This window comes from Caballeronia sp. LjRoot34, assembly GCF_964253815.1.
Taxonomy (GTDB): Bacteria; Pseudomonadota; Gammaproteobacteria; order Burkholderiales; family Burkholderiaceae; genus Caballeronia.
Map to the genome: position 1 here is coordinate 686,280 of NZ_CAXUSB020000002.1, position 23,162 is coordinate 709,441.

The window sequence follows — 23,162 nt, forward strand, 5'->3', positions numbered from 1 at the left end:
CCGGGTTGGTGCTTTCGGCCGTGGTGGTCTGCGAGAGTTGGATTTTCTTTTTATCACTATTAGCCACTGTGCGTGGCGGCACGTCATTTCTTTGTCCAAAGCGACAAAGAAACGAAGCAAAGAAAGCGCTTTTAAAACACGCTACCCTAAGTGTCCACAGCGTGCAGTTTCTATTCATAGGTGCCCCAAAAGCACGGTGCTCGCCAGAGCGGAGGATGTTTGAACCCCTCCTTCTCGCGAATCCTGACACGAACACGCTTCGCCCCGTACGCTCTCGGGCAAGCACAATTGCTAAGGAACCCGCACCGCCTTACGGGTATTTACGGCTGCGGTTTTTTGACAGGTTAGCTACCTGGTCTGTGCGACCGTATTCATAGGCCACAGCTTCTTGCATGTTTGTGTTTACTGCTTCAGTTTTTGTGAATTGGCTGCGCATTCTGTACAGCTATTTTCGCCGGTTACGGCCCCCCGCATCTTCGCGACCTCGTTTTCAGCAGGGTTGGCGACGTGGTTCGAGGTGCGTACACATTTGGAGGGAGGTCGTCCGCGGATAGCGCGGGGTGCCCCTTGGGCAGGTTCAATCACTGGTGGCGAAGCGTGTGGGTATCCGTGTTCGGAGAAGGAGGGTTTCACACATCCTCCGCTCTGGCGAGCACCGTGCTTTTGGGGCACCTATGAATGAAAACTGCACGCTGTGGACACTTAGGGTAGAGCGGTTAAAGCGTTTTCTTTGCTTCGTTTCTTTGTCGCTTTGGACAAAGAAATGACGTGCCGCCACGCACAGTGGCTAATAGTGATAAAGAGAAAATCCGACTCACGCAGACCGCTAACACTGAAAGCAGCAACCCGGCACCAACCCCGACCGCTAACCCCGGAACCGACCACCCCAGCACCAACCCCGACCGCTAACCCCAGAACCGACCACCCCGGCACTGACCCCGAGCACCCCGGCATAGCCCCCGAGCACCCTAGAATCCAACCCCGTCCCTCGAACAGAATATTTTCAAGAAGTGCGAACGAACCCCCTCAAACCACCCTGTCTAAAGGAGATCAATAAATGAAAGCGTTTCATACAGTAGCCAGCGTGAGCATTACCGCCTTGTGCGCAGCAGCCCTCTCCACGTCAGCGCAAGCGGATACCAAAACCATCTACATCGGCATGAATGGCGGCCCGATGGAAAAGGCCTACACCAGCGAAGTCCTACCCGAATTCGAAAAGGCCAACAACGTAAAAGTGGTAGTCGTACCCGGCACGTCCTCCGACATTCTCGCCAAGCTACTGGCGAACAAAGCCAAACCACAAATCCACGTAGTGTTCCTCGACGATGGCGTGATGGCTCGCGCAGTCAGCATGGGCGTCTGCCAAAAACTCGACGACAGCCCTGAACTCAAGCAACTGTATCCGTTCGCGCGCATGAAGGACGACATCGGCGCGGGCGTACAACTCGGCATGACCGGTATCGCCTACAACACGAAACTCTTCACGGCAAACGGCTGGGCGCCGCCAACATCGTGGCTCGATTTCGCCGACCCGAAATACAAGGACAAAGTGGTGTTCCAGTCGGCATCGAGCAGCACGTTCGGCTTGCACGGTTTCCTGATGATCAACCGCCTCGAAGGCGGCTCCGAGAAGAATGTGGAACCCGGCTTCACGAAATGGCAAAGCACCGTGGGCAGGAACGTGATCGAGTACATCCCGAACTCGGCGAAAATCTCGGAGATGGTCCAGACCGGTCAAGCCGGCCTGTTCCCGCTCACGCCGACCGCAGTGGGTGACCTGCAGGCGAAGGGCATTCCCGTGGCCTACGTGAACCCGAAGGAAGGGCCGGTGCTGTTGCTCGTCGATGAATGCGTCGTTGCAAACAACCCCGATCCGGTACTCGCGCAAAAGCTTGCGGCATTCATGATCTCGGCGTCGGCACAAAGCAAGGCAGCAAGCGCCGGCCGCCAGATCCCGACGAACCGCCAGGCGAAGATGCCCGATTCGATGCAGCAGCAACTGGGTAACCTCGACGACCTGGTGAAGAAGGTCAACGTGGTGGACTGGGATGTGATCAACGCAAATCGCCCGCAATGGGACGCGCGCTGGAATCGTCAGGTCGAACGGTAATCTGAAGCGGAATTAGAACGGGCGTTGTCAGGGAGTGCCCTGACAACGCCCGTTCCCGTATACGGGTTCATCAAACGTATAACCGGCGCCTTCTTACTCCTGCGAATTGATAATGACCTTCGACACCGCATGCTCCTGCAAGCCCCATTTCTTCAGGATCTTTGCGTAGGTGCCGTCAGCGATCAGCTTGCCGAATGCCTGGCTCAGCGCATCAGTTAAAGCCGGGCTGTTCTTTGCCATGCCAATCGCCGAGTATTGCGACAGGAACGGCTGGCCGATCGGCGCGTACGCATCTTTCTCCAGGGTGTTCTGATACGGCAGCGTTTCACCGCCTTGCACGGCAGCATCAATCCGTCCCTGACGCAACTGCAGGCGGGCATCGGCTGAACCATCGGTACCCACCACCAGCACAGCCGGTTTTCCCGCCTTGACGCAGTGCTCGTCGCTCCACGTCTTGATGTCGTCGGGCCACGACGTGCGGCGGCTCGCGCCCACGTGCTTGCCGCACACTGATTCGATCGATGTGAAGTCGCCACCGCGCGCCTTCAGCGTGTAAAACTGCGGCCCGGACTTGATGTAGTCAAGAAAGTTGATGGCCTCGCGGCGGGTCGGCAAGTCGGTCATACCCGACAGGATCACGTCCACGCGATGCGTGGTCAGTGCGCTCATCATCTGGTCGAAGTTGGTCTCTTCCCACTTCAGTTTCACCCCCATCTTCGCGGCCAGCGCGGCACCGAGATCGACGTCGAAGCCGGTCAGTTCATCGGTTGCCGGGTCCTTGTATTCGAATGGCGGATAGTTCGGCACGATAGCGGCCGTGAGCGTGCCATTGCCCGCCACGGGCGTCTGGGCGTGAGCCAGCGATGCAACAAGCGAAACCGCGCCAAACGCGAGGCTGACAAGGGTTCGCCGGAACAAGGAATCGATCATGAAAAGTTGCCTGAACAAAGGTTGACGGAAAATTGAAAAGCAGTATTAAAAGCCGTGTCCACGCGCGCCGTAACGCTAGGAAAGCACGGCCGAAATGAACTCTTGTGTACGAGGTTGTTGCGGTCGCGACAGCACCTGTTCCGGCGTGCCGCTTTCGACTACCTTGCCCTGGTCCATGAAGACCACGCGGTTCGCCACTTCGCGCGCGAAGCCGAGTTCGTGCGTGACGACGATCATCGTCATGCCGCTCTTGGCCAGGTCGCGCATCACGCTCAGTACTTCGCCAACCAGTTCGGGGTCGAGGGCGGAGGTGGGTTCGTCGAAGAGCATGAGTTGAGGATGCATGGCAAGCGCCCGTGCAATGGCGACACGTTGCTGCTGGCCGCCGGACAACTCGACCGGAAACGCATCGCACTTGTGACCAAGCCCGACCCGCGTAAGCAACGCGCGCGCTTCTTCAACGGCCTCGGACTTTTTCTTCTTCAGCACCTGGACCGGCCCTTCGATCACATTTTCCAGTGCGGTCATGTGAGGAAAAAGATTGAAGCGCTGGAACACCATGCCGGTCGCAAGACGTTGCCGCGCCATCTGCTTTTCAGACAACGGATAAAGCTTGTTTTCGACGCGCCGGTATCCCACCAGTTCACCGTTCACCCACAGCGCGCCGCCGGTAATGGTTTCGAGTTGATTGATACAGCGCAGGAAGGTGCTTTTGCCCGAGCCGGATGGCCCGATGATGCACAGCACTTCGCCCTTCGCGACGTCGAGATGGATGCCGTGCAGCGCCTGGAACTCGCCATAGGACTTGCGCAGGTCGACCGCTTTGACTAGTGGGTTCATGGTTGCCTGGGTTCGCGTTCAAGTGGATTTACTGTTTCGCGGAAGGACGGCCCGCCCCTCGCGCGAAACGCAGTTCGACCCGCGACTGCAGCAAGGAAAGAACCGTGACGATGACCAGATACCAGACGCCGGCGACCATCAGCAATTCGATCACGCGAGCATTCGCATAGTAGATGTTCTCGGCGTTATGCAGCATTTCCGCGTACTGGATCACGCTTGCCAATGAGGTCAGCTTCACCATGCCGATCAGCTCGTTGCCTATAGGCGGCACGATCACGCGCATGGCCTGCGGCAGGATCACGCGGCGCAGCGCCTGGAGTCTCGGCATGCCGATCGACTTCGCGGCTTCGTACTGGCCGGTGTCCACCGAGAGCAACCCCGCACGCACGACTTCCGATGTGTAGGCACCCTGATTAATTCCGAGTCCGAGCAGGGCGGCGAGGAATGGCGTCATGATGTCGACCGTGTGAAATTCGAACAGGCCGGGAATGCCCATGACCGGAAACACCAGCGCGAGGTTGAACCACAGCAACAATTGCAGGATTACCGGCGTGCCGCGAAACAGCCACACGTAGCCATGCGCGACCGCGCGCATCACCGGATTGGTCGAGAGCCGCATGATAGCCACGATCACCCCAAGCACGATGCCCAGCGCCATCGCGAGGATCGTCATGACGATGGTATTGCCGAGGCCCTTGAGGATCGACTTGGCCGTGAGGAAACGCCCGACGACGGTCCAGTCGATCTGCCCACGCGCAAACGCCACGACGATATAGACCACGATCGCCAGGATCACCACCGAGGCGAGATAACGCCCGTAATAGCGCCGCGGTACGTGCTTGAAGTGCGAGATATCGGTGAAGGTGTCGGCGTTGCCGGACGCCGATGCACGGTCGTTCGATGCGCTCAGCATGAAGGTCCTTTGTAGTAAGCCGCCCATGCGACCTGTTCTTCAATAGCGCTGCGCAGGCGCGCGATCTGTTCGGCCACGCGTGCCGGCGCCGTGCCGCCATAACCGCTGCGCGCCGCGACGGCGGCGTCCAGCGTGACGTGATCGAGGACGCCGGGTTCAAGTCTCGCATCCACCCCGGCAAGCGTTGCCACCGACACGTCGCCCAGTTCAATGCCCTGCTGTTCGCAGGCCCGCACCAGCGCGCCGGTGATCTCGTGCGCTTCGCTGAACGGCACGCCGCGCAGCGCGAGCCAGTCGGCGACTTCGGTAGCGAGCGTAAACCCGAGCGGCGCCTGACGCCGCATTTCATCCACGTTCACATGCATGGTGCGGATCATACCGGCCATTGCAGGCAGTACAAGTTCGAGCGTGTCGATACTATCGAACGCGGCGATCTTGTCTTCCGCGAGATCACGGTTATAGGCAAGCGGCAGCGACTTGAGCGTGGCGAGCAAGCCGCTCAGGTTGCCGATCAATCGGCCCGCCTTGCCACGTGTCAGCTCCGCTATATCCGAGTTTTTCTTCTGCGGCATGATCGAGCTGCCGGTTGCATAAGCATCGTCGAGTTCGACCCAGCGAAACTGCCGCGAGGTCCACAGGATCACTTCTTCCGAAAGCCGCGACAGGTTGACCGCCAGCATGCTCGTGATGAACGTGAACTCGGCAACGTGGTCGCGCGAGGCGACGGCGTCGATGGAGTTCTCGCACGGGCCGTCGTAGCCGAGTTCCTGCGCGGACAGATCGGCCCGCAAGCAGATCGCGGAACCCGCCAGCGCCGCGGCGCCGAGCGGCGAACGTGCGCTGCGCCGGTCCCAGTCCACGAGCCTGTCGACATCGCGATAAATCGACTGCGCGTGCGCAAGCAACTGATGCGCGAACACGATCGGCTGTGCCGGTTGCAAATGCGTGAAGCCGGCGGTGACGGTTTGTACGTGGGCCTCGGCCTGTTCAACCAGTGCGTGCTGCAATTCGATCACGGCCAGCGCCAGCTTGCGAGCCTTGTCACGCAGATATAAACGCAAGTCGTTCGCCGCCTGATCGTTGCGCGAACGGCCCGCGCGCAGCTTCCCGCCGATCGCTTTGAGCCGCTGCGTCAGTTCGCGTTCGAGGAAGGTGTGGACGTCTTCGTCGGCAAGGATAGGGGCGAGGTCGCCCGCAACGAACTCGGTCTCTATTTGCTGCATCGCGTCGAGCAGTTGTTGAAGTTCGTCGGCGCTCAGGATCCCGGCTCGCTTCAGTTCGTTTGCATGGGCGCGCGAACCGGCGAGATCGTAGGGCGCAAGGCGGAAGAAGCTGGGGTCCGAACGGGACAGGTTTTCCAGCGCCAGCGACGGCCCTGATTTGAAGCGGCCGCCCCAGAGGCGTTCGGTTGTGTCGGTAGTGTTCATGCGTTTGCCCGGAAGTGTTTCAGAACGAACCTTAGCTTACGCAAAGAAATTTTTTGCTTGTAGAGAGAATTAAATTCGCCTTAAATCAAATTTTTCTCAGCATCTTTCGTTTTTCTACGTTCATAAGACTTGCCCATGCGCCATCGGCTGCCCCCACTCAATCCCTTGCGTGCATTCGAAGCCACCGCGCGCCACGGGACGGTTGCAAGCGCGGCCGAGGAACTTAACGTCACGGCAAGCGCGGTCAGCCATCAGGTGCGTGTGCTGGAGAGCACCCTTGGCGTGGCGTTGTTTATTCGCTCGAAGGCGCGGGTGAAACTGACGCCTGCCGGCGAAGCGCTGCTGCAGCCGGTCAAGAACGCGTTCGACATGATCGCGACAGCAGTCGTCAGGCTGGATTCGCCCGTCATTGCGGGAGACCTGGTGGTATCGGCGCCGATGTTGTTCACTTCACGGTGGCTCGCGCGGCACATTGGTGACTTCCTCGATCAATTCCCCGCAGTCAACTTAAAACTGATCCCGTCCAACGACGACAAGGAAATCTATTCATCCGACGTCGATCTCTGTGTCCGATACGGCGAGGGCCGCTGGCGTGATCGCGATGTCAAGCTGATCATGCATCCGGTGTTGTTCCCCGTCGTGAGTCCATCGCTCATGAACGGGCCACGTGCCCTTCGCACCGTGCAGGACCTGGCCAACCGGACCTTGTTCTGCGAGCACGCCGGGTCGTGGATGCGATGGCTGGCAGAGGCGTCGGCGGACAAGCTTGAAGGTTTGCGCATTCTAGAAATTGGCATTGCGCATGTGGGTATCGAAGCCGCTGTGCGGGGACAAGGCGTAGCATTGGGCGATAGCTTTTCCGTCCGCGACGATCTCGCCGATGGCACGCTCGTTCGTCCCTTTCGTATCACCGTGCCGGGCAAGCATGCGTATTACTGGGTGCGTCGGCACGAGTTGAAGGAGGCGCCGCTGGTGGCGGCGTTTGTGTCATGGGTGGATTCGAAATTAGCGTGAAGCGTTCTATTTTTATCGGGTATGAAAAGCAGCCCGAATGCGCGAAAACGTTTGCCGCTGGAAAATCTGCGACAGCTTCCGCTTCCTGACATTTCTGCCATTTTGGCGCCATGTAGGCGTTGGTACCCTCCCGTTAAGATCGGGGCGTGAGTTGCCTATCAGCTATTAGTTGTCTGAAAGGCTGCACGGCTTCGGGCCGCAATCAATCCGGCTCGCTGTGTGCAAACAAACCTATGCTGAACGGCGTCGTTGCATTCCAGCGGTTCATTTTTCTTTCCTGCTTTTTTCGAGCGCGTCTCAATGTGGATTGTCAACGTTGCGCTGAAGCGGCCCTACACGTTTATCGTGATGGCCATCCTGATCCTGTTGGCGACGCCGTTTGCGCTCCTGACAACCCCGGTCGACGTCCTGCCGGAAATCAACATTCCTGTCGTCAGCATTATCTGGACGTACACGGGCCTGTCAGCCGAGGACGTGGCCGACCGAATAACGCAGGTCAATGAGCGCAGCCTGACCACCACCGTCAACGACATCGAACACATCGAGTCGCAGTCGCTGCCGGGCATCGCCATCCTGAAGGTGTTCCTGCAACCTACCGCGAACATCCAGACCGCCATTGCTCAAACGGTGGCCGTGGAACAGGCGCAGTTGAAGCAGATGCCGCCGGGCGCCACGCCGCCGCTCGTGATCAGTTATTCGGCCTCCAGTATCCCGGTGATCCAGTTGGGCTTGTCCAGCCCCACGCTCTCCGAGCAGGACCTGAACGACACCGCCCTGAACTTCCTGCGGCCGCAACTGGTGACCATTCCCGGTGCGGCCGTGCCGTATCCGTATGGCGGTAAAAGCCGCCTGGTGTCGGTCGACCTGGATACCCGCGCGCTGCTGGCGAAAGGCCTGACGCCGTCGGACGTGGTGAACGCCTTCAATACGCAGAACCTGATCTTGCCCACCGGTACGGCCAAGATCGGGATGAAGGAGTACACGATCAACATGAATGGTTCGCCGGCCACTATCGCCGCGCTGAACGACATTCCGGTACGCACGCTCAATGGTGCAACCACTTACCTGAGAGAGGTCGCCCATGTGCGTGACGGCTTCTCTCCGCAAACGAATATCGTGCGCCAGGACGGACACCGCGGTGTGCTGATCTCGGTGCTCAAGAACGGTAGTGCGTCGACGCTGTCCATTGTCAATTCCCTCTATGCGCTGTTACCGGACGCCCGGGCTTCGCTGCCGCAGGATCTGAAAATCACGCCGCTTTTCGATCAATCGGTGTTCGTCAAGGCGGCCGTGCAGGGCGTGATTCGCGAAGCGCTGATCGCTGCCGCACTGACCGCCGCGATGATCCTGCTGTTCCTCGGCAACTGGCGCAGCACCTGCATCATCGCGGTCTCCATTCCGTTGTCGATCCTCTCGTCCTTGCTGGTGCTGCACGCGCTCGGCCAGACCATCAACATCATGACGCTGGGCGGGCTCGCGCTCGCAGTGGGTATCCTGGTTGACGATGCAACGGTGACCATCGAGAACATCGAGCGGCACTTGCACATGGGCACGGACCTGCACGAGGCAATTCTGGAAGGGGCGGGTGAAATCGCGGTTCCCGCACTGGTTTCCACGCTGTGTATCTGTATCGTTTTCGTGCCGATGTTCTTCCTGACGGGCGTGGCGAAATTCCTGTTCGTGCCGCTCGCCGAAGCCGTGGTGTTCGCGATGCTCGCGTCGTACATCTTGTCGCGTACGCTCGTGCCAACACTCGCGATGCTGCTGATGGGCCACGCGCACAAGCCGAAGAGTGGATCGAAGCCGAATGTGTTCATGCGGCTGTATCACCGTTTCGACGCCGGGTTCGAGCGCATGCGCGCCACTTACATCGTGATCCTGAGTACGTTGCTTGTGCGGCGCCGGGTGTTCGCTGCGGCGTTCCTGGGCTTTTGCGTGCTGTCGGTAGGATTGGTATTCGCGCTGGGAGAGGACTTCTTCCCCACCGTCGACTCCGGCGACATTCGCCTGCATATGCGTGCGCCGACCGGCACGCGGATCGAGGAAACCGCGCGGCTCGCGGACGATGTGGAAAGAGTGGTGCGGGAGATCGTGCCGGCCGATCAGCTCGTCACGGTCCTCGATAACCTCGGCTTGCCGTATAGCGGCATCAACTTGTCATACAGCAACGCGGGCACGATCGGCACCCTCGACGGTGAGATTCAGGTTGCGCTGACGGCGGATCACGACCCCACGCAGAAATTCGTGGACAAGTTGCGCGCCGAGCTGCCGAAGCGTTTTCCGGGCGTCGAATTTTTCTTCCAGCCCGCGGACATCGTTACGCAGATTCTTAACTTTGGTTTGCCGGCCGCGGTCGACGTACAGATTTCCGGTGCGGATCAGCAAGGTAACTTCCAGGTCGCGGCGAAGCTGATGAAGGCGATCCGCCAGATTCCGGGCACGGTCGATACCCACATCCAGCAGAAGCTCGACGAACCCGCGCTGAACCTGCAAATGGATCGTACCCGGCTTCAGCAGCTCAACCTGACGGCGAACAACGTCGCCCAGAACGTGCTGGTCTCGCTGTCGGGCAGCTCGCAAACCGCCCCGGGTTTCTGGTTCAACAACAAGAATGGCGTGGAGTATTCGGTCGCGGTGCAGACTCCTCAGTATCAGGTTTCATCAATCGACGAACTCTTGCGCACGCCCGTTTCCGGCAGCGCCACGGGACCCACGCAACTGCTCGGCAACCTCGTGCAGGTCACGCCGCAAAACCAGTTCGCGGTGGTGTCGCGCTATAACATCCGCCCGGTCATCGACGTGTTCGTAAGCGTGGAAGGACGCGACCTCGGCAGTATCGCGAGGCAGGTCGACAAGCTCGTGAATCAGGCCCGTGCCACCTTGCCGCGCGGCAGCCAGATCGTCGTGCGCGGCCAGGTCGCGACCATGCGCTCGTCGTTCTTTGGCCTGGGTATCGGCGTGGCGATGGCAATCGTGCTGGTGTACCTGCTGATCGTGGTGAATTTCCAGTCGTGGATCGACCCGCTGATCATTGTCAGCGCGTTGCCGGCGGCGCTGGCCGGCATCGTCTGGATGCTGTTCCTCACCGGCACGCACCTGAGCGTTCCGGCGCTCACCGGCGCCATCATGACAATGGGCGTCGCGACCGCGAACAGTATTTTGATGGTGTCCTTCGCGCGCCAGCGGCTGCAGGCCGGCGCACCGCCGCTGACCGCGGCGCTGGAAGCCGGCGCGAGCCGTATCCGGCCGGTGCTGATGACGGCCTTCGCCATGATCATCGGTATGATTCCGATGGCGCTTGGTCTCGGCGAAGGCGCCGAACAAAACGCGCCACTCGGCCGTGCGGTGATCGGCGGATTGCTCTTCGCTACTGTTTCCACACTCTTTTTCGTGCCGCTCGTGTTTGCGGGTATTCACAGCCGGCTGGCCCGGCGGCATGATCGTTCGGCGGGTGACCAGGACGATCATGGCGGTGGTTCAGGCGGCAACCCAGGCCACGGCGGCCCTGACCATGGCGCCGGCGAGCATGCTCCAAGTTAAATATGGCTGACTGATATGACAGAAAAAACTCATGCTTCGCTAGCGATTCCCGCCAGGGAGACCGAGGACGGGCACGCGTTGCCGCCTCGAGGCCGTGAATGGAAACGGGCGAAGATCGCCATCATCGTGGTGCTGGTCCTGCTCGTGCTGGGCGCCGGCCGCACGGTGGTGTCGGACGTGATGCAAAGCCGCTCGGCGGCCGCGACCTCGCAGCAAAACGCAAAGGTCTACGTGAACGTCGTCTTGCCCAAGCAGGCGGCGGGCGGCGGCAACACCTTGCTGCCGGGCACCTTGCGCGGCTACGTGGAGTCGCCTATCTACGCACGCGCCACGGGTTATCTGCTGCACTGGTATGCGGATATTGGCACGCGGGTGAAGCAAGGCCAGTTGCTCGCCGATCTCGATACGCCTGAGATCGACCAGGAACTGAAGCAGGCCGTTGCGCAACGCGACCAGAGCTCGTCCAGTCTCGTGCTCGCGAAAAGTTCGTTCGAGCGCTGGCAGCAACTGCGCCAGCGCGATGCGGTTTCTCAACAGGAACTCGACGAGCGTCAGAGCACGTATAACCAGGACGTCGCGAATCTCGCGGCCGCCAATGCGAACGTGCAGCGCCTGATGCAGCTCGAATCGTTCAAGCGCATCGTGGCTCCGTTCACAGGCGTGGTGACGCAGCGCAATGTGGACGTGGGTGACCTGATCGATGCGGGCAGCGGCGCCCCCCGCGCACTCTTCGCGATGGCGCAGTCCGACCCGCTGCGGGTCTATGTGCAGCTTCCGCAGGCTTATGCTCAGAACGTGACGCAAGGGCAGGATGTCATCGTCACGCAGGCGGAGTTGCCGGGCCAGCAGTTCCACGGATCAATTGCCCATATCTCCGGCGCAATCGATGTCCCCACCCGTTCGCTGCAGATCGAAGTGCGCCTGCCTAATCCCGATAACAAGCTGCGCCCGGGTGCGTACGTCCAGGTGGCGCTGCCGGCCACCGTGCGGGCGCCCTTGCTGGTGCCGGGCAATGCGCTGCTGTTCCGCTCCGAAGGGCCGCGGGTTGCGGTGGTCGACCAGAACGGCAATGTCGATCTGCACAAGATCGTGATTGCGCAGGACCTGGGGCAGTCGCTGGAAATTGAAAGCGGCATTGAAGCGACCGACAAGATCATCATCAATCCGAGCGATTCCATTGCGGACGGCGATCATGTCCTGATCGCCCCGCAGCAGCCCGCCAAGAAGAAGGGGACGTCGTGAAGCGCGCGCGCCAGTGGCCGGCTCAGTGGCCGATTCTGCCGGCACGGCTCAAGGCCCTCAAGATCCTGACCCTGATGACCACCACGACCGTGATGGCATCCGGAGCGGTTCTGCTGTCCGCCTGCACGGTCGGGCCGGACTACAAACAGCCTCACGCCGATACCCCGCCCGCGTGGCACACCGACTCGTACTGGCGTCTCGCCGAGCCGTCGCATGCGCCGCTGGTGCCGGAATGGTGGGCCAGTTTCGGCGATGAATCGTTGAATGGATTCGAGCAGCAAGCGCTCGCGCAGAACCAGACACTCGCCGCCGCGAGCGCGCATTACGCGCAGGCGCGGGCGACTCTCGCGAACAACAAGGCGCAGCTGGTGCCAGAGGTGGACCTTGGCGCCACCGGGTCGCGTGCCCGGATATCGCAGAACCGGCCGCTGACCAACTACGCCACGCCGACCCAGTCGACGGTGCAGAACAACATCAGTGTCGGTCCGACCATTGACTACGACACCGACCTGTTTGGCCGGATTCGCCGCGAAGTCGAGGGCGCGAGGGCGTCCGCCGAACAATCGCGCGACGATCTCGCCAACGCGCGGCTCGTGCTGACCACGGACCTGGCCAGCGATTATTTTTCGATGCGCGAACTCGATGCCGAGATCGACGTGCTGAACCGGTCCGTCGTCCTGCAGCAGAAGGCGCTGGATTACGTGACCACCGAGCATGACCTGGGTTCGGTGTCCGGGCTCGACGTGCTGCAGCAGAAATCCGAACTCGACTCCACGCGCGTCCAGGCTCGCCTGCTGCTCAATCAACGCGCCCAGTTCGAGCATGCAATCGCTGCGCTGATTGGCATTCCCGCACCGCAATTCGCGATTGCGCCGAAGGTGATCAATACGTCCGTCCCCGCGATACCGCTCGGACTGCCAAGTGATTTGCTGCAGCGGCGTCCCGACATTGCGTCGGCGGAACGCGCGATGGCTGCGGCGAACGCGCAGATCGGCGTGGCGAAAGCCGCGTTTTTCCCGAGCCTTTCGCTGATGCCGGGTATCGGCTGGGAAAGCACGCAGTTCGCCAGCCTGCTGAGCGCACCGACGCTCATGTGGACGCTTGGCGCCACACTCGGACAAGTTGTCTTCGATGGCGGGCGACGTGCCGCCAACGTTGATTTTGCGAGCGCCGGTTATCAGGCGGCCGAGGCGAACTATCGCCAGACGGTGCTCAATGCGTTCCAGCAGGTGCAGGACGGCGTGACCGGGTTGTCGGTGCTCGATGCGGCATCGAAGGAGTCGCAGGAAGCCGTCACTGACGCGCAGCGTTTGCTTTCGCTCGCCAACGATCGTTATTCGGGCGGCCTGGTCGCCTTCCTCGATGTGATCACCGCCCAGCAGTCACTGCTCACAAGTGAGCGTCAGGATGTGCAGATTCATGGCCAGCAATGGACGACGTCGGTGTCGCTGGTGAAGGCGCTGGGCGGCGGCTGGGACGTCAACGCGGCGGCTCCGGAGAAAACGGCGGCAGCCAGCCCGCCAAACTGACGAATGCGGATTAATGCGCGAGTGACGTGAACGCGCCCGGGCGCTGCCGGCCCGGGTCGTGCAGACCGGGTTTCGCCACTTGCCGCAGGGGGAGACACAACGGTTTCCTATAATGGGAATACGTACATAAGAAGGCGCGCATGAAACTGCTCATCGTGGAAGACGAACACAAGGTGGTTGACTATCTGCGCTCCGGCTTGACAGAGCAGGGGTGGATAGTCGACGTGGCCCTTGACGGCGAGGAAGGCACGCATCTCGCGATCGAATTCGACTACGACGTGATCGTGCTCGACGTGATGCTGCCCAAACGCGATGGCTTCAGCGTGCTGAAGGCGCTGCGCGCGCATAAGGCGACCCCCGTCATCATGCTGACCGCGCGCGACCAGATCAACGACCGCGTGCGGGGCCTGCGCGAAGGCGCCGACGACTACCTGACCAAGCCGTTCTCCTTTCTGGAACTGGTTGAGCGGCTGCACGCGCTGGCGCGGCGCACTCGCGTGCAGGAGTCGACGCTGATCTCGCTGGGCGACCTGTATGTCGATCTGATCGGCCGGCGCGCCACGCGCGATGGCATACGGCTGGACCTGACCGCCAAGGAATTTCAGTTGCTGAGCGTGCTGGCGCGCCGGCAAGGCGATATTCTGTCGAAGACGGCGATCACCGAACTGGTCTGGGACGTCAACTTTGACAGCCATACCAATGTGGTGGAAACCGCGATCAAGCGCCTGCGGGCCAAGCTGGACGGCCCATTTCCAACCAAGTTGCTGCACACGGTGCGCGGCATGGGCTACGTGCTGGAGGTCCGCGAAGAAGCGGGAACATCATGAATCGATCTATCGCCCGGCGTCTGGCCTTCATGTTCGCGGCCGTCGCGCTGTTTGTTTTCACGCTGGTCGGAACCGGGCTGTTCCTGGTGTTGCGCACGCAACTCGAAGTGCATTTGCGCGAGTCGCTCGATGACCGCACGCAGATCGCGCGGATCATCGTTTATCACGCGGTCACGCCTGAAAAATGGAAAATGGCGCGTGAAAAGCTCACCGACATGACGCCGCGCGACGGCGTTACGCTGTATTCGGTGCGGAGCGCAGATTCGTCGTACCAGTTCGGCCAGCCGGTCACCGGACAGGTCATGAAAACCTGGGCGGGTGGTTATGCACGGGTGCGAACCGGATCCGGCAGCGAAAACGACATGCTGACCAGCACCGTCGAACTCCCCGCTTATGCCCAGCGGCCGGCCGTGATGCTGCAGGTCGCGGCCGGTTATTCGGCGAACGCGCGGACCATGCGCGCATTCGGCTTTGCGCTCGCCGCGTTGTCCGCCCTGGGCAGTCTCGGGGTGCTGCTGCTGAGTTATTCGGTTACCCGGATCGGGCTTGCGCCGCTCACGCGGCTGACCCGGGACGCGTCGGCGGTGAGCCCGAACAATCGCTCGCAGCGGCTGAATACGCGCTCGCTGCCGCTGGAACTCAACGATCTCGCCAATTCATTCAACGGGGCGCTTGAGCGTCTTGACGGCGCTTACGGGCGGCTCGAGTCGTTCAATGCCGATGTCGCGCACGAGTTGCGCACGCCCGTCACCATCCTGATCGGGCAGACCGAAGTGGCGCTGACCCGTAACCGTTCCGTCGACGACCTGCGTCACACGCTGCAGTCGAATCTGGAAGAGTTCGAGCGCATGCGGGCGATCATCAACGACATGCTGTTCCTCGCGCGAGCCGATCAGGGCGAACGCGCGACGGGGCTGGTCGATACATCGCTTGCAGCGGAAGTTGCCCATACGCTGGAGTTTTTGGAGATTCCGCTGGAGGAAGCGCAGGTGCGCGCGGTGTACACGGGTGACGCGCTCGTGCGCGTGAACAAGTCGCTGTTCGGCCGCGCGTGTATCAATCTCCTGATGAACGCGATCCAGCATTGCGCGCAAGGATCGACCATCAAGGTTTCGATCACGCGTGAAGGCGACCAGGTCCGCGTGGCCGTCGCCAATCCGGGGGACCCTATTGAGCCCGCCGTGCTCGATCATTTGTTCGACCGGTTTTATCGTGCCGAGGTCTCACGGACCAACAGCCGTGAGAACCACGGACTGGGCCTGGCGATCGTCAAGGCAACGGCGGAAATGCATGGCGGCAAGGTTTCTGTTACCAGCGCCGGGGGCATTAATACATTTGCGTTCTCGGTCGCCGCGTCGCGCAGCGAGCAGGAGAGTGCGCCTGGAACGCTGGTAGCCAATGCGCCGGCTGATGCGTCGTCCGGTGTCCCGATGCAGCCCGCCTCGGCAAGTCACTGAGACCTGCGGCAGGTAGCAAAAGCTTGCCCGGCGCCCAGCGCGCCGGGGAGCGGCCCTTTCGGGCAATCATTCCTTCATTCGGTTTTTCTGCCTGACTAAACGTGGTGTCTCCCCGCGTATTCAAAAGATAGGTTGTCGTACAACATGACCGATGATCCTCACGCCCCTATCCGCTACCACGCCGCCTTTAAATCGATCTGATTCCGCTGCGGTTCAAATCGTGGGAATGACTATCTGTAAGGGTTAGGGCGCTATCCATTCGACCTTTGTCGGGAGGCCGAAGGCATCGTAATTACGGGTTTACGGTGATAGAAAGCGCGCTCCGTCACAGTTATGTTCTCATACGACAACATACATCGATAAATGCGCCGCGCCGCTGACCTTTGGCTGCGGTCCATTTGTGTCGCGTGGCGGCATCGGCTTTGATCGATCCGCAATAAAATCCATACAAAGAGCGAGGAGACGAAATGACTATGTCCGGCCGTTTGTCGGTGAAGCTGGGGGTGCTGCGCATGGCGTTGAGCACCGTGGCGGCAGTCACCGCGGTTATCGCAGTGTCAATTGTCACCGCACCTGCTGCGCACGCGGCGGACCCGGTGTCGATCAACATCGTGGACGTGGCGGGCAATTTGCAACTGACGCAGAAGGCGTTCGAGGCCTTCAAGGCGAAGTACCCGCAACTCGTTTCCAACATCACGTTCACCAATGCGCCCGCGCCGCAGTTGCCCGGCAAGATCAAGGCGATGCAGGCAGCCGGCCGCTCGGACATCGACCTCGTGCTGACCGGCACGGACGCGCTTGCCGCGGGTATCGAACAAAAGCTCTGGATGAAACTGCTGCCGGATCAGGCCACGGCGTTCCCCGGCGTACTCGATAAATACGCGCCCGGTCCCCGCAAGATGCAGGACCTCGCGCAAGGCTACGGGATTGAAGTGACGTACATGCCGGCAGGTCCGCTGATCGAATACAACCCCGCCAAAGTGACCGATCCGCCGAAAACGCCTGCCCAATTGCTCGCGTGGTGCAAGGCGCATCCGGACAAGCTGATCTATGCACGCCCGGCCAATTCCGGTCCCGGCCGTACCTTCCTGATGGGCTTGCCGTATGTGCTCGGCGACAAGAACCCGCAAGACCCGATCAACGGCTGGGACAAGACCTGGGCCTTTCTCAAGCAATTGAACGATTGCATTCCTTACTACCCGGGCGGTACATCGGCGGTGATGAAGGAACTGGGCGAAGGCTCGCGCGACATGACGGTGACGGTCACCGGCTGGGACATCAACCCGCGCGCGCTTGGCCTCGTGCCGGCTGAATACAAGGTCCAGGCCTTCGACAACATGACGTGGGTCGACGACGCCCACTACATGGTGATCCCGAACGGCGTGCCGAAGGAAAAGCTCGACGTGCTCTACAAGATGATGAACTTCATGCTTGAACCCGCACAGCAGGCAATGACCTTTGACGACGGTTATTTCTATCCGGGTCCGGCAGTGAAGGGCGTGACGATCGATCAAGCTCCGGCGAAGAGCCAGGACGTCATCAAGAAGTACGGCCGGCCGGAATACGCACAGCTGCTGGCGGACCGTCCGCATGTGGTGCCGCTGAGCGCCACTGCGATGGTCGCCGCGTTCCAGAAGTGGGACCGCGAGATCGGATCGCAGAAGTCGAAGTAATTTTCGACGTTTCGGACGTCGAAGTAACTTTAAAGGCCGTGCGGCGGCTTGATGATCGCTTTAAGCGATGAAGTCAAGTTCGTCGCACGGTGTCGTTCTTAGCCTCAGGAACCTGCCATGAAGCATCAGTTTGATGAGTTGCGTCTTGATTCGGTCAGCCGCAGTTTCATGAACGCCGAAGGTCAGGCGGTCGCGGCGCTCCGTGGTCTTGCCTTGAACATCCAGCGCGGCGAATTCATCGCGTTGCTCGGGCCGTCCGGATGCGGTAAGTCGACGGCGCTCAATTGCATCGCCGGCTTGCAACCGCTGACCGGCGGACAGATCTGGCTAGACGACCAGCGTATCGACGTCCTGCCGCCGGAGAAACGCGGCTTCGGCATGGTGTTCCAGAACTACGCGTTGTTCCCGCATATGTCCGTACTCGACAACGTCGGTTTCGGCCTCAAGATGCGCGGCGTCGCGAAGAGCGAAGCCGCGCGTCGCGCCTATGAAGCGCTGCAGATGGTGCAGCTTGTCGGCCAGGAGAAGAAGCTGCCGGGGCAGTTGTCCGGCGGCCAGCAGCAGCGTGTTGCTATCGCCCGCGCGATCGTGATCGAACCGTCGCTCGTGCTGATGGACGAGCCGCTGTCGAATCTCGATACCAAGCTGCGCATTGAAATGCGTGCCGAGATCCGGCGCATCCACTGCCAGCTTGGCCGCGCAACGATCTACGTGACCCACGACCAGGACGAAGCATTGTCGATGGCCGACCGCATTGTCGTGATGCGGGAAGGCACCGTGCAGCAGGTCGCGTCGCCAAAGGAAATCTATGAACGGCCCGGCAACCTGCATGTCGCGCGCTTCATGGGGTATCGGAACGTAGCTCAATTTACGCTCGAAGGCATGCAGGGCGAAGGGGTTGCCGTGAGCTCGGATGGCGTGCGGCTGATCGGCATGCCGATGGCCGGTTTCGACAGCAAGCGCGTGAGTGTCGCGATGCGTCCCGAAGACCTGGAACGCGCCGCGCCCGGCGCCGAGAATGCGTTCAATGCAGAGGTGCTGACGGTGGAATACGGCGGCCACGATTCGCTGATCCGCGTGAAGGCCGCGTTCGGCAATCTGTGGGCGCGCGTGACGGGTGACGTAGCGGTGGGTGAACCCATTTGCCTGCGCGTTCCGCCAGCACGCACACTGGTGTATGACGGGGAAACGCCATGAACTCGCCAACCGTTCCGCTCCCTTCAGCAGTCCCACGCGACGCAAAGGCGTGGCTGGTTTCTCCCGCGCTGATCTTCATCCTCGCGCTGTTTGTTTATCCGTTCGTGTACGGCCTTGTGCTGTCGTTCCAGCCGATGAACGGCGGCTCTGCGTTCGCCAACTACATCGCCTTTTTCACCGATACCGCGATGTGGCCCACGATCATCGTGACCTTGAAGCTCGCGGTGCCGGCGACGATCATCAACGTGGGTCTGTCGGTTCCGGTCGCCTTCGCTTTGCGCCGGAATTCGCCGTATCAGAAGTTCGTGACCACGTTGCTGGTGATTCCGGTGACATTGGGCACGGTGCTGATCGCCGATGGCATGCTGACCTATTTCGGTCCGAACGGCTGGTTCTCGCAGGCGGTGCATGGACTGCATTTATATAGCGATGAAGTGCGTCTCACGCATAACTATTGGGGCGTGTTGATATCGCTGATCGTGTCGGGTTTTCCGTTTGCCTTTCTGCTGACGCTCTCGTATGTGACCGGCATCGACCCGACGCTTGCGCGCGCTGCGGCCACCTTAGGCGCAAGTCCCTGGGAGCAGTTTCGACAGATCTACCTGCCGCTGCTGATGCCCGGGCTGACCATGGCCGCGTGTTTGTCGTTCGTGCAGGCGTTCTCGGTGTTTCCATCGGCAGTGCTGCTCGGCGCTCCGGCCGGACCCACGCGGGTGATCTCGATCGCCGCCGCCGAAGCCGCGTTCGAAAGCTACGATTATTCCCTCGCCTCCGCGATAGCGATGGTGATGGGCTTTGTGCAGTTGCTGGTAGTGGCAGGCATGCTGAGCGCGCGCCGCTTCTTCTACACGGGTCCGGTGACCGGAGGTAAAGGCTGATGGCAACCGATAATCATGCACCTGCCTGGACCGCTTCCACTCATGCCTCGGCTCCTCGCGACAGCCGCAACGACGGTGCGCAACCGGCCAAGCCGATGAAACCGCGCTTAAGCCTTGGGGACCGGCTCTGGAAGATGTTCGTCTGGGGCGCGATGGCGTTCTTCCTGTTCAACGTCCTGTTGCTGATTGCGACCGTGGCCGTCAACTCCGTCGCGACGCGCTGGTTCGGCACGTTGTTGCCGCCGGGATTCACGCTGCACTGGTACGCGCAGGCATGGAGCGACTTCCAGCTTGCGAGCGTATTGTGGGTGACGATCGAGGTGGTTGGCGCAGTGGTGATTCTGTCGATCGCACTGGGCGTGCCGGCCGCCTATGCGCTCGCCCGTGTGCAATTTCGAGGCAAGCGTTTCGCGATGCTGGTGTTCCTGCTGCCGCTGATGGTCCCGCCCGTCACCTACGGCATTCCGATGGCAACCGTCATGTACAAGGTCGGTCTTGCCGGAACATTGAGCGGCGTGATCCTGGCGAACATGGTGCCCGCGCTGCCGTTCGTCATTCTCGTGATGACGCCGTTCATCGAACAGATCGATCCGAATCTTGAAGCAGCCGCACGTATCTTCGGGGCGAACACGGCGAAGTATTTCCGCTATGTACTGTTGCCGCTGCTGATGCCGGGCATGTTGGCTGCGGGCTTGTTGGTGCTCGTTCGCACTATCGGCATGTTCGAACTGACGTTCTTTACCGCCGGGCCGACCACGCAGACACTGGTGGTCGCGCTGTACTACGCGGTCTTTTCGACGGGTGTGCGTGCGCCTCAATCCATCGATGCTATGGCGATGATCTACATGGCGATCACCCTGGTATGGGTACTGATCGCGCTGCAGTTCGTGAGCCCGACGCAACTCGTTTCACGCGTCAAGGAACAGCGGCAGTGATGGGCGAGTAGTCGCGAGCAGTCATCTTAAGGTTCGATTGAAATGGAACAGTCTCCTCTCTACATTCGTGTTCATCCTCAGGACAATGTGGCGATCGTCGTCAACGACGGCGGCTTGCCTGAAGGCGCCATGTTCGCCGATGGTCTCGTGTTGCGCGAGCGTGTACCGCAAGGCCATAAAGTGGCGCTCGCCGATCTGGCCGAGAACGAAGCCGTGGTGCGCTATAACGTGGTGATCGGGTACGCATTGAAGGACTTGCCCAAAGGAAGCTGGATCAACGAACACGTGATCCAGATGCCGGAACCGCCCGGTCTGGAGGACCTTCCGATCGCAACGCGCGCGGCCCCCGAAATGCCGGCGCTGGAAGGGTTCACGTTCGAGGGGTATCGAAACGCCGACGGGTCGGTGGGGTCGCGCAACATCCTCGCTATCACCACGACCGTGCAATGCGTGTCGGGCGTGGTCGAGCATGCGGTCGCGCGGATCAAGGCTGAGTTGCTGCCGCGATATCCGAACGTCGATGATGTTGTCGGGCTCGAACATACCTACGGTTGCGGTGTTGCTATCGATGCACCCGATGCCATGGTGCCTATTCGCACCGTGCGCAACATCAGCCTGAATCCGAACTTTGGCGGCGAAGTGATGATCGTGAGCCTCGGGTGCGAAAAGCTGCAGCCTGAACGCTTGATGCCCGTCGGCACGATTCCGATTGCGACTGCGGGGGACGATTCGAATGGCGATGTTGTCGTGCTGCAGGACAACGCGCATGTTGGTTTCCAGTCGATGATCGATTCCATCATGCGTACTGCTACGCGTCATCTCGAACGGCTGAACCAGCGGCGGCGCGAAACGTGTCCTGCCTCTGACCTCGTGATCGGCGTGCAGTGCGGCGGCAGCGATGCGTTCTCCGGACTCACGGCGAATCCCGCGGTCGGCTTCGCCACCGATCTGCTGGTGCGTGCGGGCGCGACGGTGATGTTTTCTGAAGTGACCGAAGTCCGCGATGGCGTCGACCAATTGACGAGCCGTGCCGCCAACGCCGAGGTTGCGCAGGCGATCATCCGCGAGATGCAGTGGTACGACACATATCTGAAGCGTGGCGGCGCGGACCGCAGCGCGAACACGACGCCCGGAAACAAGAAAGGCGGGTTGTCGAATATTGTCGAGAAGGCGATGGGTTCGATCATCAAGTCCGGCAACTCGGCTATCTCGGGTGTGTTGTCGCCCGGCGAGAAGGTGAAGCAGAAGGGCCTGATCTTCGCGGCAACGCCCGCGAGCGATTTCATCTGCGGCACGCTGCAGGTCGCCGCCGGTATCAATCTGCATGTGTTCACCACGGGGCGAGGCACGCCGTATAGCCTGGCGGAGGTGCCTGTTATCAAGGTCGCGACACGCTCCGATCTGGCACGCCGCTGGCATGATTTGATGGATGTCGATGCGGGTCGCATTGCAACCGGCGACGCGACGATTGAAGACGTAGGTTGGGAGCTGTTCCGCTTGATGCTGGACGTGGCGAGCGGACGGAAGGAGACGTGTGCCGAGCATTTGAAGTTGCATAACGCGCTTACTTTGTTTAATCCCGCGCCGGTGACGTGATCGGCTGGCTATTGAAAATAGCTGCGGAGTTGCTTACATGACCGCTGCCAGCCGATGAATATATCGGCTGGCAGCGGTGGTCTCTTTCTCCCTCGATTTATCCATTCTTCGTTTCATTTCCTCAGAAGCAATCACACTGGTGTTTCGATACCCGTTGCATCGGCCTTTGAACTACAACTGTTTCGTATAACTTATAAATTCACGTACAGCAGGCGCACGTTCATGCCGGCGAAATGCCATGGCGACTTCCGATACGATCGGTTTTCCAGTAATCGCCTTATAAACCACGCCTGGAAGTGAAACACAATCGCTGAGCGTGCGCGGCACTACCGCGACATTTCCCCCTAGCGAGACACAAGCCAGTACTGCGGCCAACGGTCCTGGCCTCTGGCCCAACTGCGGTTGAAAACGCCCCCTGCGCCCGACCTCGAACGTCCCGAAGTCCTGCTCAGGCAACGCAAAAACACAGTCACGCAATTGGGCGGGAGAAATGCTTGCCGATTTCGCCAGCAGCGAGTCTTCAGGAATGGCCAGAATGAAATGATCGCAATACAGCGTGATCGCCTGGATTCCCTCTGGATAATGCATGGGCGGCCTGACATACGCGACGTCGATAAGACCTTCAGCGAGCATGGCCGGCACGCGGTCCATCGCAAGTTCGCTAAGGACTATCTCTATGCGGGGGTTGTCACGGCGAAATCCCCTAATGGTGTTTTGAAGCACACCCGCAAATGCCGCCGACGCGACGTATCCCACCTCGATCCGGCCCAGCTCTCCGCGCTCGGCAAGCGCGGCAAGTTCCTGCCCGCGTGACAAGTGGGCAAGGGCGGCCAGCGCTTCGGGCAAGTAAGCCTCTCCTGCCGCAGTCAACGCAACGCTGCGTTTGGTCCGATGAAACAGACGCACGTTCAATAGCCGCTCGGTTTCCTGAATCTGCTTGGTGAGCGAGGGCGGTGCAATGTCCAGTTCCTCAGCCGCGCGGGCGAAGTGGAGGTGCCTGGCAACACAAACAAAGCATCGGATATGACGAAGTTCGAGTTTCACTGTATTAACA

The 23,162-nt window shown here is 60.6% G+C and carries 17 protein-coding genes; 12 read left to right on the plus strand and 5 right to left on the minus strand.

Going from position 1 to position 23,162, the window contains the following annotated elements; all coding sequences use genetic code 11:
- Nucleotides 1–1,057 precede the first annotated feature (1,057 nt).
- Nucleotides 1,058–2,110 carry an ABC transporter substrate-binding protein gene (locus ACSQ36_RS22740; protein WP_213762039.1) on the plus strand — a complete coding sequence of 351 codons (1,053 nt, stop codon included), beginning with the start codon at nt 1,058–1,060 and terminating at the stop codon, nt 2,108–2,110.
- A 93-nt stretch (nt 2,111–2,203) separates the two neighbouring features.
- Here ACSQ36_RS22740 and ACSQ36_RS22745 read toward each other — a convergent pair whose 3' ends face one another.
- From ACSQ36_RS22745 to argH, 4 genes are all read right to left on the minus strand, one after another.
- Nucleotides 2,204–3,040: an ABC transporter substrate-binding protein gene (locus ACSQ36_RS22745; RefSeq protein ID WP_436183681.1), complete on the minus strand. Its 837-nt coding sequence runs from the start codon at nt 3,038–3,040 to the stop codon at nt 2,204–2,206.
- 75 nt (nt 3,041–3,115) lie between these two features.
- A complete protein-coding gene (locus tag ACSQ36_RS22750) occupies nt 3,116–3,880 on the minus strand; it encodes an amino acid ABC transporter ATP-binding protein (protein WP_213762041.1) in 765 nt (254 codons plus the stop codon).
- A 28-nt stretch (nt 3,881–3,908) separates the two neighbouring features.
- A complete protein-coding gene (locus ACSQ36_RS22755; protein WP_436183682.1) occupies nt 3,909–4,793 on the minus strand; it encodes an amino acid ABC transporter permease in 885 nt (294 codons plus the stop codon).
- Nucleotides 4,787–6,220 (minus strand): argininosuccinate lyase, encoded by a 1,434-nt coding sequence (gene argH / locus ACSQ36_RS22760; RefSeq protein WP_213762043.1) that lies wholly within the window; start codon nt 6,218–6,220, stop codon nt 4,787–4,789. The genes ACSQ36_RS22755 and argH overlap by 7 nt, the downstream gene beginning before the upstream one ends.
- Nucleotides 6,221–6,355: 135 nt before the next feature.
- Here argH and ACSQ36_RS22765 point away from each other — a divergent pair, with 135 nt between their 5' ends.
- From ACSQ36_RS22765 to garD, 11 genes are all read left to right on the plus strand, one after another.
- The gene (locus ACSQ36_RS22765) at nt 6,356–7,234 is read left to right on the plus strand and encodes a LysR substrate-binding domain-containing protein (protein ID WP_436183683.1); all 879 of its coding nucleotides are present in this window, start codon (nt 6,356–6,358) and stop codon (nt 7,232–7,234) included.
- A 300-nt stretch (nt 7,235–7,534) separates the two neighbouring features.
- A complete protein-coding gene (locus ACSQ36_RS22770; protein ID WP_436183684.1) occupies nt 7,535–10,774 on the plus strand; it encodes an efflux RND transporter permease subunit in 3,240 nt (1,079 codons plus the stop codon).
- Nucleotides 10,775–10,789: 15 nt separating this feature from the next.
- Nucleotides 10,790–12,016 carry an efflux RND transporter periplasmic adaptor subunit gene (locus ACSQ36_RS22775; RefSeq protein WP_436183685.1) on the plus strand — a complete coding sequence of 409 codons (1,227 nt, stop codon included), beginning with the start codon at nt 10,790–10,792 and terminating at the stop codon, nt 12,014–12,016.
- Between the two features lie 74 nt (nt 12,017–12,090).
- Nucleotides 12,091–13,545 carry an efflux transporter outer membrane subunit gene (locus tag ACSQ36_RS22780; RefSeq protein WP_436184921.1) on the plus strand — a complete coding sequence of 485 codons (1,455 nt, stop codon included), beginning with the start codon at nt 12,091–12,093 and terminating at the stop codon, nt 13,543–13,545.
- 140 nt (nt 13,546–13,685) lie between these two features.
- Nucleotides 13,686–14,372 (plus strand): heavy metal response regulator transcription factor, encoded by a 687-nt coding sequence (locus ACSQ36_RS22785; RefSeq protein ID WP_213762047.1) that lies wholly within the window; start codon nt 13,686–13,688, stop codon nt 14,370–14,372.
- Nucleotides 14,369–15,829, plus strand: a complete 1,461-nt coding sequence (locus ACSQ36_RS22790) for a heavy metal sensor histidine kinase (protein ID WP_436183686.1) — start codon at nt 14,369–14,371, stop codon at nt 15,827–15,829. The genes ACSQ36_RS22785 and ACSQ36_RS22790 overlap by 4 nt, the downstream gene beginning before the upstream one ends.
- 467 nt (nt 15,830–16,296) lie before the next feature.
- Nucleotides 16,297–17,502 (plus strand): extracellular solute-binding protein, encoded by a 1,206-nt coding sequence (locus tag ACSQ36_RS22795; protein WP_436183687.1) that lies wholly within the window; start codon nt 16,297–16,299, stop codon nt 17,500–17,502.
- 117 nt (nt 17,503–17,619) lie between these two features.
- Nucleotides 17,620–18,699 carry an ABC transporter ATP-binding protein gene (locus ACSQ36_RS22800; protein ID WP_436183688.1) on the plus strand — a complete coding sequence of 360 codons (1,080 nt, stop codon included), beginning with the start codon at nt 17,620–17,622 and terminating at the stop codon, nt 18,697–18,699.
- Nucleotides 18,696–19,577, plus strand: a complete 882-nt coding sequence (locus ACSQ36_RS22805) for an ABC transporter permease (RefSeq protein ID WP_436183689.1) — start codon at nt 18,696–18,698, stop codon at nt 19,575–19,577. The genes ACSQ36_RS22800 and ACSQ36_RS22805 overlap by 4 nt, the downstream gene beginning before the upstream one ends.
- The gene (locus tag ACSQ36_RS22810) at nt 19,577–20,512 is read left to right on the plus strand and encodes an ABC transporter permease (protein WP_213762052.1); all 936 of its coding nucleotides are present in this window, start codon (nt 19,577–19,579) and stop codon (nt 20,510–20,512) included. Before ACSQ36_RS22805 ends, ACSQ36_RS22810 begins: the two co-directional genes overlap by 1 nt.
- Nucleotides 20,513–20,554: 42 nt before the next feature.
- A complete protein-coding gene (gene garD, locus ACSQ36_RS22815; protein ID WP_436183690.1) occupies nt 20,555–22,108 on the plus strand; it encodes a galactarate dehydratase in 1,554 nt (517 codons plus the stop codon).
- 171 nt (nt 22,109–22,279) lie between these two features.
- Here the strand turns inward: garD and ACSQ36_RS22820 are convergent, their stop codons facing one another.
- A complete protein-coding gene (locus ACSQ36_RS22820; RefSeq protein WP_436183691.1) occupies nt 22,280–23,152 on the minus strand; it encodes a LysR family transcriptional regulator in 873 nt (290 codons plus the stop codon).
- Nucleotides 23,153–23,162: the final 10 nt, after the last annotated feature.